Source organism: Sphingobacterium phlebotomi (genome assembly GCF_008180195.1).
In the GTDB taxonomy this organism is placed as follows: Bacteria; Bacteroidota; Bacteroidia; order Sphingobacteriales; family Sphingobacteriaceae; genus Sphingobacterium; species Sphingobacterium phlebotomi.
Genome location: NZ_VTAV01000003.1, coordinates 249,734 through 264,559, shown reverse-complemented (window position 1 = coordinate 264,559; position 14,826 = coordinate 249,734). Strand labels below are relative to the sequence as shown.

Annotated in this window: 9 protein-coding genes; 5 read left to right on the top strand and 4 right to left on the bottom strand. The window is 45.3% G+C overall.

What is annotated here, in order from left to right:
- Window positions 1-18 precede the first annotated feature (18 nt).
- The 5 genes from FXV77_RS07360 to FXV77_RS07340 all read left to right on the top strand — a co-directional run bounded on the left by FXV77_RS07360 (window position 19) and on the right by FXV77_RS07340 (window position 9,843).
- Complete coding sequence (locus tag FXV77_RS07360; protein ID WP_148918570.1) at window positions 19-1,668, top strand: RagB/SusD family nutrient uptake outer membrane protein; 1,650 nt, start codon at window positions 19-21, stop codon at window positions 1,666-1,668.
- 42 nt (window positions 1,669-1,710) lie between these two features.
- Window positions 1,711-2,901: a SusE domain-containing protein gene (locus tag FXV77_RS07355; RefSeq protein WP_148918569.1), complete on the top strand. Its 1,191-nt coding sequence runs from the start codon at window positions 1,711-1,713 to the stop codon at window positions 2,899-2,901.
- A gap of 40 nt (window positions 2,902-2,941) precedes the next feature.
- Window positions 2,942-4,504, top strand: a complete 1,563-nt coding sequence (locus FXV77_RS07350; RefSeq protein WP_148918568.1) for a DUF4832 domain-containing protein — start codon at window positions 2,942-2,944, stop codon at window positions 4,502-4,504.
- Window positions 4,505-4,528: 24 nt separating this feature from the next.
- Complete coding sequence (locus FXV77_RS07345) at window positions 4,529-5,728, top strand: glycoside hydrolase family 88 protein (RefSeq protein ID WP_148918567.1); 1,200 nt, start codon at window positions 4,529-4,531, stop codon at window positions 5,726-5,728.
- Window positions 5,729-5,838: 110 nt separating this feature from the next.
- Window positions 5,839-9,843, top strand: coding sequence for a hybrid sensor histidine kinase/response regulator transcription factor (locus FXV77_RS07340; RefSeq protein ID WP_222867733.1), 4,005 nt, complete (start codon window positions 5,839-5,841; stop codon window positions 9,841-9,843).
- Here FXV77_RS07340 and FXV77_RS07335 read toward each other — a convergent pair whose 3' ends face one another.
- From FXV77_RS07335 to FXV77_RS07320, 4 genes are all read right to left on the bottom strand, one after another.
- The gene (locus FXV77_RS07335; RefSeq protein ID WP_148918566.1) at window positions 9,844-11,469 is read right to left on the bottom strand and encodes an ABC transporter ATP-binding protein; all 1,626 of its coding nucleotides are present in this window, start codon (window positions 11,467-11,469) and stop codon (window positions 9,844-9,846) included.
- 5 nt (window positions 11,470-11,474) lie between these two features.
- Complete coding sequence (locus FXV77_RS07330) at window positions 11,475-11,945, bottom strand: S24/S26 family peptidase (RefSeq protein ID WP_148918565.1); 471 nt, start codon at window positions 11,943-11,945, stop codon at window positions 11,475-11,477.
- A gap of 15 nt (window positions 11,946-11,960) precedes the next feature.
- Window positions 11,961-12,890 carry a DUF5106 domain-containing protein gene (locus FXV77_RS07325; protein ID WP_148918564.1) on the bottom strand — a complete coding sequence of 310 codons (930 nt, stop codon included), beginning with the start codon at window positions 12,888-12,890 and terminating at the stop codon, window positions 11,961-11,963.
- A 122-nt stretch (window positions 12,891-13,012) separates the two neighbouring features.
- Window positions 13,013-14,812: a hypothetical protein gene (locus FXV77_RS07320; protein WP_148918563.1), complete on the bottom strand. Its 1,800-nt coding sequence runs from the start codon at window positions 14,810-14,812 to the stop codon at window positions 13,013-13,015.
- Window positions 14,813-14,826 lie beyond the last annotated feature (14 nt).

Sequence of the window (14,826 nt, the reverse complement as noted above, 5' to 3'; positions counted from 1 at the left end):
TACCTAAAAACGAAACAGATGAAAATAAATAAAATCATGATGAGTTGCGTTGCGGTACTTATCATAAACGTCGTAACTGGATGCAAAGACTTTCTCACAGAAGATCTTAAATCAGAGTTGGCCCCCACAAATACATTTACCAGCACGTACGGATTTGAAGTAGGTAGTGCTGGACTATACTCCCTCTCCCGCTCTGAGTATAATACGTGGGGAGAAGGAGGCGCTTTTATGCACGGAAATGCGACACCATATGAAGCTCTACAGGCCGCAACGGATATCGTAGATGTAATCAACAGTGATGCGTCGCTGACCGCATTTGCCAACCTGACATTAACCGCGGAAGAACAATTTGTACGTTCTTATTGGGACTGGTCTTACAGCTTGATAGCTTCCGCCAATGAAATTTTGATGTTTTCGGAGATTAATGAAAATTGGGATAGACCGACAGATAAAGTACATTTCCAAGCAGAAGCTAAATTTTTTCGGGCGTATGCATACCGTACCTTGGTCTACCTATATGGCGACGTACCTTATGTCGAAAGCATCCAATATGATTTTCAGCTCAATTTCACCCGGACACCGAAGGCTGAAGTGCTGCAGCACATCATTGACGATCTGACATTTGCCGCCGAGAACTTGCCGGAAAATCCAGATCAGGTACAGGACGGTAAGCTGACCAAATGGGCCGCCTATCATTTATTAAGTGAAATGTACTTACTGCAAGAGGAATATGTGCTGGCACAAGAAGCGGCGTTGGCCGTCATTAACAGCGGTTATTTTAATCTCATGGAAAATCGGTTCGGCGTTAGTGCGAATCAGCCGGGAGATGTCTTTAGTGATCTGTTCAAAGAAAACAATCAAAATAGAAAGGCAGGCAACCGGGAAAGCATCTGGGTACTGCAGTTTGAATTCAATGCCATCGGCGGAGGAACGAATTCAGACGATTGGACACGTCGAGCGTGGAACCCAAAATACTTTGATATCACCGGTTTTACGCTGGCAGACACACTCGGAGGTCGCGGTTTGGCACAGATTGTACCAATGAAGTGGTGGATGGGTACCACTGGCACCAATGCAAGCGGAAATGAACCCGGAATATTTAATGCGGCCGATATGCGAAATTCCAACTACAACATCAAACGTAATTGGTATTATAATAATCCTAACAGTCCGCTGCATGGCAGCAAAGCGAATATCACAGAGCAGACTTGGTTCACGACCAAAACTTTATTCCCGGCATTGACCAAATTTTTTTACGGACGTGCCGAGAATCTGGGGCTCACCGGCAGTTACAGAGACCGTATGAAATTTCGCTTAGCCGAGACCTATCTTTTGCTGGCAGAAGCTTATTTGGGGCAAGGTGATGCATTTCGCGATCGAGCGGCAAATGCGATCAACGAAGTACGGCGAAGAGCGAATGCCTCACCCGTCAATGCCAGTAACATGGATATGGATTTCCTTCTTGATGAACGGATCAGGGAATTGGTAGGTGAAGAAAGCCGTCGCTTTACGCTGGTACGCACGAATAAGTATGTGGAAAGAGTTAGCATGTACAACAGTACGATACGCGATAGAGTAAAGGCCGATCATGCACTATGGCCAATACCGCAGAGCATACGTGATGCCAATCGTGATGCGGAGTTCCCACAGAATCCAGGTTACAGATAGGACAAAGCGGTCAATAATGAGTGTGTTTAAAAATTATATTTTATGAAAAAGATAGCTTATCTATATAGAATTTTAACCTTTTCGATCATTGTTTGCGGGGTGACTGCCTGTAACTATGAAATTGTCGATATCGATAACGTACCAGGAACAATGACGTTGCAATCTTCATCCACGGAAATTGCGCTGGATGCAGATCATTTAACAGATGACATTATTGCGTTCACGTGGAAACCCGCAAGACCAATATTGAACGATCATATTATCTTGTACACTTCAAAGCTGGATGTCGTTGGCAACAACTTTGGGTCGTCCACCACGATTATGAACTATGAAGATGACGGTATATTTAGCCGGAGTTTTACCTCTGAACAGATCCAGAATTGGGCGAATGAAAAATGGAAACTACCTGTAAACATCCCCTTCACACTGGAATTCCGAGTGACCGCACAGTGGGAAGGAGGCCCGACATTTGAAGCACCCGAAGTCAAAACAGTCACCGTGCGCGTACAACCGATCCGAACCATCGTTTTTGACGCCGATAAAGTATTTCTAGATGGTTCTGCCGTGCAGGAATCAAAAATGGAATTGGGCACAACCGTAGAAAATGATAACATTTACGCACAGGTTCTCCATCTGGAACCAGGCGAATTAATCATACCGATCGAATACAAAGGGGAGACTAACTATCTCAGCCCCACCGATAACGACGGAACACTAAAAGATGGGGAAACGATAAATGTCGTTGTCCGTGAAAATCCCGTTTCCTGGAAAATAGAAAATGCTGGAGAATATCGTGTTGTCATCGATATGCAAAAAGCGACAGCCGCTATCTACTCTCCGGCCAAGGCCTTGCAGCCAGCTGTCGTACAATGGACGCTAGACGGCGCGATGCAGACTACCATCGTCAATGACTTGTGGGAATATGGAGAACCTACTGGATGGTCGTGGAGAGACGGTAACTGGACACAGAGTACAGCAGATCCACAAGTATTTGTGTACACCGGTCCGGCAATGAACGGTCGAACAAAATTTGGTATTCATCCAACGAACCAATCATACGTGTATACCGGCAACAACACCGGCGCTGATACACCGGTGACCCACGGAACGACATATAATGTGTTCAGCGGTTACAGCGCCAATGAACGGAATGCGTATTTCCGCCTTCCCTCCGGCACCAATTTTATTGTTTTGGACATCCGAAACAAGACCCTAGTAGCTAGTCAGAAATGATATTTATATCCATAGATACAGAAATTTTTTATTAAAAAATATGAGAACATCGAATTATAAGACAATCATGAAGTTGTCATTAATCGCACTTACAAGTCTACAATCATTTGCTTGCACTTCAAATGATTTGGCCGAAGGCGATCGTATTAGCGGAACACTGGTTACTACAAAATACAACAGGAGCACTGTGTTACGCAATCCATTAAATGGCTGGGTCATGTATGCCGGGCGAACCGCAGAACCCACCTATTGGGACCAGGAATATTACGTCCCCGATTTAGGGAAACGGGTAAAAGCAATCGATTATGCTTCGGCCTGTTACCTCAGAACAAGCTGGTCCTCGCTCAATCCCGCCGATGGCGTTTACGCTTGGCGGGATCCAAGCACACAGATTGCCCGATTGATCAATGGCGCTAAAGAACGGGGTGTGCCGATTGCTTTTCGCATCGTGGTCGACGGTCGCGATCAAGGGATGAATACACCTCAGTTTGTATTTGATGCCGGGGCAGCATCCTATCTGGAGAATCCTTCCTTTCCTACTCGCATAACGCCATTGCCTCAAGATCCTATATTTAGGCAGTATTATGCCAAATTTATTGAAGCCCTTGCCGAAGATTTCAATGATCCGGACCATGTGTCGTTTATCGATGCATATGGTTTTGGAAAATGGGGCGAAGCGCATAATGTCATCTACGAGGATCCCAACACATCTACCGGTGCTAATACAGAAGCCCTCAAGGAAGAACTGATTGATTGGGTTTCCGATCTATACACAAGAACCTTTACTAAAATACCTTTGGTCATCAACTATCATCGTCTGGTCGGTCATCCGGAAAGTTGGGGCTCTCCGAATCCAAACAGTGATAGACTATTGGTCAAGATGATCAACAAAGGGTATAGCCTTCGGCAAGATGCATTTGGTATGACGGAATATTATCAAAGTTGGGAAAAGCAATTTGCAAAATCATGGAACTTCAAACGTCCGATACTGATGGAGGGCGGATGGATTACCTCAGGCACACACCGTTATTGGACAGATCCAAGTGGTCGATACCGCGAAGGTCATCCCGAAGATGTGCGGCAGGGCGAATTTGAAGATTCGGCAGAGGCCTGCGTCAATATGATGGATTTTCGCTCGGGAGATACCGATTCGTGGTTTGAAAAATCTTTCAACCTGGTACAGCGTTTTGTATCCGAAGGCGGATATCGTCTGTATCCCGATCGCGTATATCTACCGGAAACCGTGGTCAGGGGTGCAGAAGCAAATATTAATCACCGCTGGCGCAACATGGGATGGGGATACTTTCCCAATAATATCCCGCAATGGAACTATAAATATAAAGTAGCTTTTGCCCTGTTGGATATCGATGGAGCGGTAAAAAAAATGTATATAGATAACGATGCCGAACCTTCCACATGGTTGAAAGATAAGCCTACTTCGTACGACTTTAAACCCGTCATAGACTTACCTCAAGGAACGTATACTTGGGCCATCGCTATTGTTGATACCACAAAAGAAAACCAGCCCAGCATAAAACTTGCCGTCAACGATGAGGTGACGGATGAGGGATGGGTAAAACTTCTGAACGTTCAAGTACAATAAAACATCTTAAAGAATACCATAAGTATGTACAACAAACTCTTTAGTTACTTTATTATCCTTTCCGGACTGTTCGCCTGTACCGAACGTCCGGAAAAGGATGAAGACCAAGCCTTAAAAGCAATAATCGATAGTGCCTTTATTTTTGCCGAAAAACAATCCATGTTGATGGCCGAAAAATACAAAGATCAAGATGGAAGGTTTCCCCGAACATATGAAAATGGTCAAGATGTTTCTTCCGATTCCCGCTGGTGGTGTAGCGGTTTTTTTCCAGGCTCCCTATGGTACATCTATGAAAATAGTCAAAACCCCGAGCTATTAACTTATGCAAAGTTGTACACAGATCGTGTCGAGCGGGAGAAATACACGACAGATAATCATGATGTTGGCTTTATGATTTACTGTAGTTTCGGCAACGGCTACCGGTTGACAGGCAATAAAGATTATGAAGAAGTGATGCTTACTGCCGCTAAATCGTTAAGTACCCGTTATCGTCCGCAAGTAGGACTGATCCGGTCCTGGGATCACAATACCGAGCACTGGCAGTACCCGGTTATCATTGATAACATTATGAATTTAGAGCTGCTGCTCTGGGCGGCAACGCATTCAGGCGATACGACCTTTAGGGAGATTGCCCTATCACATGCCGACAAAACCATGGAGCATCATTTTAGACCGGATTACAGTTCCTTTCATGTCGTTTCGTATGATACCATTAGCGGCACACCGCATTTGAAACAAACACACCAAGGATTATCAGACGAATCGTCGTGGAGCAGAGGGCAAGCTTGGGGATTATATGGCTATACCTATCTCTATCGAGAGACAAAAAATGAGCGTTATCTACAACAGGCTCGGCATATCGCGGATTATTTGATTAACCATCGGAATATGCCTGAAGATTATATCCCCTATTGGGATTATGACAGTCCAGATATCCCCAACACCTACCGTGATGTATCAGCTGCTGCCATCATGGCTTCGGCTTTGGTCGAGCTAAGCGATTACACGGATAAAGATCACACTTCGCCATATAGACAAGTTGCCGAAGTCCAGATCAAAACATTGGCCTCTCCAAACTACACGGCAAGTCTTGGCGAAAACGGTTGCTTTATTTTAAAACATAGTGTAGGCGCATACCCACTTCAATCGGAAGTAAATGTACCACTTACTTATGCAGACTACTATTATCTGGAAGCCTTGACTCGATTAAAGAAAAGAATATAACAAATTTTTGTAGTACATTGGTCTGCAACCAAGAAGGGAATGCATCATAAATGAGAAAATACAGTCTACTATTTTGTTTTTTTATTTTCTTTTTGCAGGGCGTTTTTGCCATGGATACGTCGCGTTACCGGTTTCACGTGATGCCCGAAACTTCCTACTATGGCGGCATACAGAGTATTGCGAAAGATAGCTTAGGTCGAATCTGGTATACCGGTACCGACGCTATCTTTATGTATGATGGGAACAGCTTTCACCAATTAAATGAACTCGTTTCCGTCCTCAACCCTTCGGTTAGGTGGGGATATGGCTCGTTAATCGCCAGCCGGGAGGGAGAGCTATTTCTCTTTACGAATCATGCTTTGCTACGTTTTGATTATGAGCAATTTAAATTTGACATTGCCGTACCACGAAGTATACGATCAGCTTGTCGACATAATGATGAAAAACTCTATATGTTATCCAAAGATAGCCTCTTGTGGTACGACACAAAAAACAATACATCAAACGGATTTCGGTTGCCTAAAAATAAATCTTTCAGCAAGATCTTAAGTTTAAACGGCGACCTGTATATTTCGCAAGAAAGCACACTGTATAAACTGCACCAGAAAAAGCAGCAATTGGAACCGTTTATTGAGTTGGAGAAACCTTCCCAAACCATTGTTGATGTACTGGAATATCAGGGTTTCTATTACCTGCTCACCCAACGGGGGGGTATATTTGTTACCGACACAAACGGGACGATACAACGTCATATCCACGTTTCCTTTGCCGACAACCAGTCGGCATTAGCGAAAGGTATATATCTCGATCAAACCGGCGTCATATGGGTCGCTACCCAAGACGGATTGTTCTTATATGATCCAATCAAAGACGAGCGCGGCTTTCTACGGCTGAATCTAAATGATCCTTTTTCATTACCGAATAATTCCATTTGGACCATTTATGCCGATCCTAATCAAGGCGCATGGATAGGGACTTACGGTGGGAAGATCGCCTACTGCTCGCTATACGACGCGCATGTACGCTACTTTAACCCCAGTCCAGGAGGACTCAATCATCCCATTGTCAGCAGTTTCCAAGAGGATCAATGGGGTAATATGTGGATCGGAACGGAAGGCGGTGGACTCAACTACTGGGACCGGAAGAGCGACAGCTTCCATCATTTTATAAAATCATCCACAGAGTCGCCTAATTCCAACATGATAAAACGTTTGCATTTTGACCCCGAAAATCAGCATCTTTTGATTTCCGCATTCAACGGTGGACTTACCTCTTACGACCCTGCTCGTCGTACTTTCAACGATCTTCATTTCTTTTTCCCCGGCACCCAGCAACCACTTACGATATACGATTTTGTACAGGATCAGGAAGGAACCTGGTGGATGACCGATCCCAATCAACCTTTTTTATATAAGAGGAAAAAAAACGCGGATACAGAAATTGTGAACATCATTGGTGCGAATGATGAGAAGCTGAATCTCGATATCGCCACCTTGTATTTAGATAACCAACAGAACCTCCGGTTGGTTACACAACAAGGATTGTATGTTGTTGACCGAAATACGCTTAAGGTCTTGAAACACTATCTTATTCAGGGCGCTCCTTACTCCACCAACAATTTATCCTGTCACCTCAACGCTTCCAGCGGCGACCTGTGGTTGGGCACGTTAGGCAGTGGTGTAAATGTGTTAAAGAAAGATGGTACTTATCTCAATTTCAGCAGCAACAATGGGTTTTCGCCCAAAATGGTGTTTGGTATATTGGAAGACGACAGTTCAAAAAGAATTTGGCTGAGCACGAGCGATGGCATTTACAGTTACGATCCTACATCCGCGAAGTTCGAGAAGGCGCGCTTTTATCGAGAAAACAGCTGCGGATCTTTTTATATACGTGCAGCGTACAAAACAGCAAAAGGAGAATTGTTCTTTGGCGGAACCAACGGCTTTTTGCTATTCGACCCCACATACGCGGAGAAAAACCCACAGAAACCTCGCGTGTTCTTTACCAGCTTTCTGGTAAACAATACCGAAGTAACCGCTCGTTCTGTTTCTTCCCCACTATCAAAAGACATCTCCAGCCTATCGAACAGGCGGGAAGAACGAATACGGCTTTCCAGCAACGAGTCCAACATAGAAATTCGGTTTTCGGCCAACAGCTATTTAGCTGCAGACAAGAATCAGTTTGCGTATCGCATGCGGGGAATCAGCGATAACTGGACGGTAATCAATACAGCAAATAAGTCCGTACAGTTCTTCAATCTTTCCAGCGGTGACTATACGTTTGAAATAAAAGCGTCCAATAACGACGGGCTTTGGGGCGACGATATCGCACGGCTCTATCTTCACATCGATCCTCCTTTCTTTCTTTCCTGGTGGGCGTATTGTTTCTATAGTCTCCTTGCGATTTCGCTATTGTTTTTCATCATTCGGTACTATACCAACAAAAAGATGTTTAAGGAACGTTTGGCATTAGAAGCTTTAAAAGAACAGAATATGCTGGAATTGAATCAAGCCCGCACAGATTTTTTTACGAATATTTCGCATGATCTGAAAACCCCACTCACCCTCGTGCAGGAACCGCTTAAGCAACTCAAAGAAACACTGGAAAAACACGACCATGTTGCCGGCTATATGCAGCTCATTGAAAAAAATGTGTCGCGCATCCAGCGCATGATAAGCCAGTTGCTCCGTTTCAGAGAAATAGAAAGTCAGAAAATCACGTTGCATCCCCAGGTCGGGGATTTCATCAATTTTGTACGCGACGTGTTTAGTTTATTTGAATTATACGCAAACAAGAAAGAAATAGAAACGAATATTTCAGCATATAAGGACCAAGTTTATGTTGCATTCGACTACGATATCGTTGAGAAAATTTTAACCAATTTATTTTCCAATGCCTTAAAATATACGCCGAATAAGGGATATGTCGGCGTGCGTATATACAGCTCTACGGAAGAAGAAAAGGCAAAGTTATCTCAAGAAGGGGACGAAGGGGAACTGGAATATATTTCTATCGAAGTACTCAACAGCGGGGACGGCTTTTCTGAACAACAAATCGCTACCCTTTTTACTTCTTTTAACCGCCTATCTTCCCATCGACCGACCTTCGAAGAGAGTTCAGGGTTAGGACTTGCTATTGTCAAGGAATTGGTTGATGTAGTCAAAGGACATATCTGGATGATCAATAAAACCGACAAAATCTCCTTTACGATTATTCTACCGTTGAAAAAGGAAGCTACCACCGGTAGCATGCGATGGAACGTTTATGATTATACCCTTTCGGAAATTGACGACGTGATGCTGGATGCTACAGATACCGACAGCGCCATCAAGAATGCTCGGAAAGCCAATAGTCTGCTGCTCATAGAAGATGATCCCGCTATGCGCACCTACCTCGAACAGCGGCTTTCGCAAAAGTACAATGTTTATACCGCTAGCGACGGAACGGAAGGGATTATCAAAGCTGAAAAAATCTGTCCACAGTTGATCGTTACCGACCTCGTGATGCCCAACACCAACGGTTTTGAGGTGTGCCGTCGCTTACGGCAAAATTTTAAAACCAGCCATATTCCTATTGTCATGATATCTGGTCTGGGCGAAGAAAACCAAAATAAAATTAAGGCACTTGAATATGGTGCTACTGTTTTTATTGACAAGCCCTTTGATGTCGACTATCTCTTGCAACAAACCGAAGTGATCCTAAAAAACCAACAAGAATTACGGGAGATATATAGCAAACGGCTGGTCGTTGATCCAGCCAAGGTGACCATTACGTCTATGGACGAAGAACTGTTAGTGAGGGCAATGAAATTTATCGAGCTGAACATCGCCAATCCACTTTATTCTGTAGATGATTTTGTCTCGGACATGAATGTCGGCAGAACCATTTTATACCAAAAAATAAACGATATTGTAGGTATGTCTATCAAAGAATTTATTTTGAATATCAGACTGAAAAGAGGCGCCTATCTATTAGAACAGTCTGATCTGACCGTAGCGGAGATCGCCTATCAGACAGGCTTCAACAACGCAAAATACTTTAGTGTATGTTTCAAAAAACAGTTTGAGATGAGTCCCTCAGAATTTAAAAAGAAATCCCCCGGCATTCGTGATTAACTACGAAATATATACCACCTGGCTACACCGTTCCGTTAGCACGGGGTCGTGGGTCACGAATACCAGTATCTTATCTTTTCCAGCTTCCAGCAAGCGTTCGGTTAGCTCGACACCTGTTGATGGATCAAGAGCGGACGTCACTTCATCAAACAGCCAAACAGCGCAATCCTGCAAGAGCGCTCTCGCCACCGCTATCCGTTGCGCCTGTCCTTCAGAAAGCCCATAACCCGATTCTCCGACCAACGTATCTAGTCCCGCAGGCAAATCGTACACAAACGTAGCACAAGCCGTTACCAATACCTCCCGAATACGTTCTTCCGATACGGGCTGGTTATTGATCTGTAGATTTTCGCGAATCGTTCCGCTAAAAAGCTTGTCGCCTTGCGGCACATAAGCAAAATTGGCACGATGTTTACTGTTCAATGGTATTTCGCGTCCCTCCGCATGGAGCTGCAAGATGCCGCTGTTGGGTTTGAGCAGGCTGAGCAGTAATCGAATCAGGGTTGTTTTGCCTTTCCCGCTGGCGCCTACTACAGCCGTTGGTTTTCCGCGTACAAAATCCGCATCAAACCGATGGAAAACTTCCTTATCCTCGTAGCGGAAACCCACATCCCGTAAGCGTACCTGCTGTATGTTGGGTAGATATTCCGCTTGTACTTCTTCCTCTTTTTCAGCTTGCAGCATTTCATCCACCCGCTCCAGTGCCGTGCGGAATCGAATAAACGTCGGGACAAATCCCATTAAAGTCAAAACAGGCCCCTGGATACGTCCCACCAATTGTAAAAAAGCCGACATGGTACCAAATGTAATCTCTCCGGCATGCAATCGAAAAATACCCCAGATGAACGTAAGTAAAAAACCGGCATTGACGGTAAAACGCAAAATACCTTTCGAAACGGTTGAAAAATTCAACACACGCATTTTCATCGCATAGATAGCCGACTGACTTCCGGTTACCTTTTCCCAACGGATCCGTTGCAATCCTAAGGCTCGAATCACCAACCGAAAACGCATATTTTCCTGAACCACATTACCCAGACTACTTTCTGCACGTTTCAGGTCCTGGTTCATCTTTTTCAGTCGTTTAAAATACAACTTGGAGAACACGACCAACGGGGAGATACACAGTATCACTACAGCCAACATCGGATCCATAATCCACAAGAAACCGAAAGCAGAGAGCAGCCGGAAAATGGTGACAATAGCATCCACCGCGGTTGTACCGATCATCTGTACCACCTCCTGGCAGTCCGTATTGACACGTATCATAATATCTCCGGTATGCCAATTTTTCACCAATGCCCATGTAGCCCGCATTTGTGCATCTACCACATCTTGCTGTAAACGTACCAACATCCGGGAACGCATGCGGTCGTTCACCCAAGAAGCATATAGGCTCGCTCCTTGACCACCTACGACGCTCCATATGGCCAACCACAACGACCGCTTCATCAGGGCCGTGTCGCCCGCAATAGCGTAATCAATAGCATGTTTCGAATAGTAAATAAATAGCAAGGATAATCCTAAGGCAATCATCTCTGCCAAAAAATAAAGCAGCAGCGCCCCCCGATAAGGCTTTGAAAAAGCCCATGCCCATTTTATTTGATACGTTAATTTATGCTCCAATTTTTTTAACGCCGAAAAAATGTATTACTCCTACGTTTAATCGCTACCACAACGCGTCTCGGTAAGCGCAGATAATACCACAATATACCCAGACTTTTGTTAAATGTACGGGAAACAGATAACATTTGTCCTACGCGACGTGCTTCGAGCAGCACAGCAATCAAATCAGCCGCGGCAATCTTTTCTATCTGTACCAGGTTGTTATCGCCCGCAAGCCACAGCTCGTCCGCTTTTTTCCGCACCACGCGATGCAGCACGTAGCGCTGCCCCCATCTTGCCAAAGCAATATCTCCGATAGCAACATCCGTTTCCCTTGCCGTCCTTAAAAGCACGTCGTCTTTCTCCCGCAGGAAAGGTTCCATGCTATTCCCCACCACTGGGATCCACACTTGGTCACCTACATCAAGTCGTTGCTTTACCACGGTAAAGAACGCTTCATTTTCCACCTTGACAACCTGTTTGTGCTTTGTATTCATTTGTTCCAATTTGCGTCAATTCGGCTTATTCACCAAATTCACCAAATAGCGTAAGGTGACATCGAGCGGCGCATCTTTCAATAACACCCTATTTGCCTCATCTAATAAAAAGATCGTAGGATAGGCCCGTATATTGTATAGTCCATCGTTTATGATATGACCTTTTTCATCCCAGCCGTTGATCCAGTTATCAGGTATTCGTTTTTGGTATCCCGTCCAACTATCCTTATCGGGATGCAAACTTACGGATACAATCTCTAAAAAACCATTCACTATACAATTATGCACCGCCGGTGTTTGTGCAAGATCCAACATCATAGCAGCGCAATGCGTACATGTTGGATCGTAGAATACGAGCATTTTATAGGGTTTTGCTCCGGCATGCATGTTACGGTATTTTCCGTCTTTAGCCAAATACTCGAAATCGGTCGCCACGGTTCCGACCTCATTCTTCCGTACGAGTTCCAACAGCGTTATGTATTTACTCCTTTCCTCATCCGCTAACACCTCATCCGCAGCAAGATATGTCAAAACATGTTCATAATATCCTTCATTTCGCATTGGCGAATTGGGGTCGTATAAATAGTGACTGTATCTATCCAGAAAATAAGCAAAGGTTGTCGGTTCTACAGATGCTTTTTTCAACATGTCGTGCACGGCAACTTGCACGATCGTATCAGGTACGGTAGGGAACAGCGCGATAAAGTCTACTAATTTCTGCTCTACATCATCCGGATTCATTGCCTGCGCCCTCCCTTTAAAATTAAAACCACCCCAATAGTTGAGTAAACGCTTCGCGGGGATCGAGGCCATGATTTCCTTATCCGAATTTACGCTACCGTTTTGCACGGATTGGCCGTCCCGTGGACTGCCACAGGAAATCCCGATCAGTAGGATGGCCATTGCCCAGTATAGCCTACCCTTATGTAGAGGTACTAAATTCATAATTTGGTGAATTTGCGGTTAAGTTAGCGTTTTATGTGTAATTACGCAAAAAAAAGGCCTTCCAAATAACAGATGGCCTTCTCTATCCTAAACCTATCCAACTGGATAGATTTGCTTTATTATTATAAGTTAGAAAGATCAGGATTAGGATCGTAGCCAGGAGTTTCAGGATCCCAGGTACTATCGCGCACACAGCGCACGTTCATAAAAACGGACGTCAATAAGTCCCTCCCGCCTACATTTATTTCGTTAATGAGATCTACACTACGGTTGCCGGAGGCCGATCGCGCACCGTTGACGTCGTATCTTGTCCTGCCGTGATAAGCCCATGCACCCAGCTGCTGTGCACCAGACTCGAGGAGATCCAGACCGGACTCGTGCGTCCAGAAACCAGCATCCATACTGTATGTTCCACCGAAGCTTATATCATGCACACCGCCTCCAAAAGGAGTCGTACTCACGCCTATCCCATTTTTGAAGGCCGTTATCTTATCGTTTTCTTCCGGATAAACCTCGGAAGGCGGCGGTGTCCCAAAACTTTGATTATACCGTATGAAAGTCGGCGTTTCGGAGGCGTTCGACGTCGTCCCAGGCACCAAATGATCCACGGTACCATTTAAGATATTAGAGACCAATACCTCCGCATTGGTTAGCATACGGATATCCTCTAACGACGGTTGCTTCCATAAACCCGCCGGATAAACCAATGCGCAAGGATCTTTGCTATTGTTTTTATCGGCTAATTGCAGCGGGAGATGCCCCTTAAACGAGAAGTAACCCTGTGAATCATCCCGTAAGGCATTCAGAGGATAGAAGCGATAGGGGTTATGCCCCTCTTGATAGTACAGATTGGATCTTGCCCAATAGACCCGCCCCTGACCGTAGATATCGAGCCACTGCGGCGACTCCACAAAGCCCATCCGCACACGTTGGTTCATCCCTGGTTCCGGTAAAAATCGATGGCTGAGGGTGGCGTCGCCGAAATTTCGCGTTTCGCCGTTGTCCAACTGGATCTGTAGTTGGGACACGTTCACCTCGATCTCTTCCGTCGTATTTCCACCTAGATAGGCATAAACCACCTTACGGTCGCCATGCTCGTCTACATCAACAAAGGTGCTGTAATCAATCGTCAGATCCTGCTCATCCTCACCCACAAAGTCGCCGGAAACGATATCCATCCCCTGCGGAACGAGGTGTAGTCCTTTTACCTCGATCGCTGCCGACTGCATGGGGGCAAACATGCCCATGGTGTTCAGCTCAATTTCCACGCGGGTCAAGCGGTGACTGAACGTGATATCCAATGGCACGACAACATCACCCGGTTCGGTACTCACGGAGAAACTGCCTTTCGCATAGAGGATATCTTCGCCCTGCGGCAGGGCTACATGATTATTCGCATCACGATCCGCAACAGGATCCGCGTTGTTGCACGACACTGTATACCACGAATAACTTTCTCCCTTTGATAAGGGAATAGAACCCGCGGTTCCCGAGTTGAATTGTTCTGAATGCACAAAGGTGCCATCTTCCTTGTACAGGAATATACGGTATGTATAGCCCTGGGGCATCGCTTCACCACGGAACGCGCCGCTACCCGAGGAAGCAGAACGTAGTCTGCCCAGCGCGCGTTTCGATTTTGGTTCAGTTTTGTCATCTGTCGAAATGAGCACATCGAAGGCACCTGTCTGTATTAATTTTGTTTTCGGTTGGTTGGCCAACGAGCGGCTATTGCTGGAAGCTTTCGCTTTGCTCGCGAGAGCCTCTGCACCCTCGTTGATACCTGCGATACGCACAACGAGCCGCGTGCCTTCTTCTTGTTGCGGGCCTTTATCGTCCTTGGCACACCCCGCGGCGAAAATCGTTCCCAGAGCAAGCAATACACCTGTGGCAAGCTTACCCAAATTCACAAAAAATATCTTCATACTTTTAATCGCTA

Coding starts and splice junctions, on each gene's coding strand:
- FXV77_RS07350 (WP_148918568.1), top strand. CDS start 2,942: ATGAGAACATCGAATTATAAGACAATCATGAAGTTGTCATTAATCGCA.
- FXV77_RS07355 (WP_148918569.1), top strand. CDS start 1,711: ATGAAAAAGATAGCTTATCTATATAGAATTTTAACCTTTTCGATCATT.
- FXV77_RS07345 (WP_148918567.1), top strand. CDS start 4,529: ATGTACAACAAACTCTTTAGTTACTTTATTATCCTTTCCGGACTGTTC.
- FXV77_RS07340 (WP_222867733.1), top strand. CDS start 5,839: ATGGATACGTCGCGTTACCGGTTTCACGTGATGCCCGAAACTTCCTAC.
- FXV77_RS07325 (WP_148918564.1), bottom strand. CDS start 12,890: ATGAATTTAGTACCTCTACATAAGGGTAGGCTATACTGGGCAATGGCC.
- FXV77_RS07330 (WP_148918565.1), bottom strand. CDS start 11,945: ATGAATACAAAGCACAAACAGGTTGTCAAGGTGGAAAATGAAGCGTTC.
- FXV77_RS07360 (WP_148918570.1), top strand. CDS start 19: ATGAAAATAAATAAAATCATGATGAGTTGCGTTGCGGTACTTATCATA.
- FXV77_RS07320 (WP_148918563.1), bottom strand. CDS start 14,812: ATGAAGATATTTTTTGTGAATTTGGGTAAGCTTGCCACAGGTGTATTG.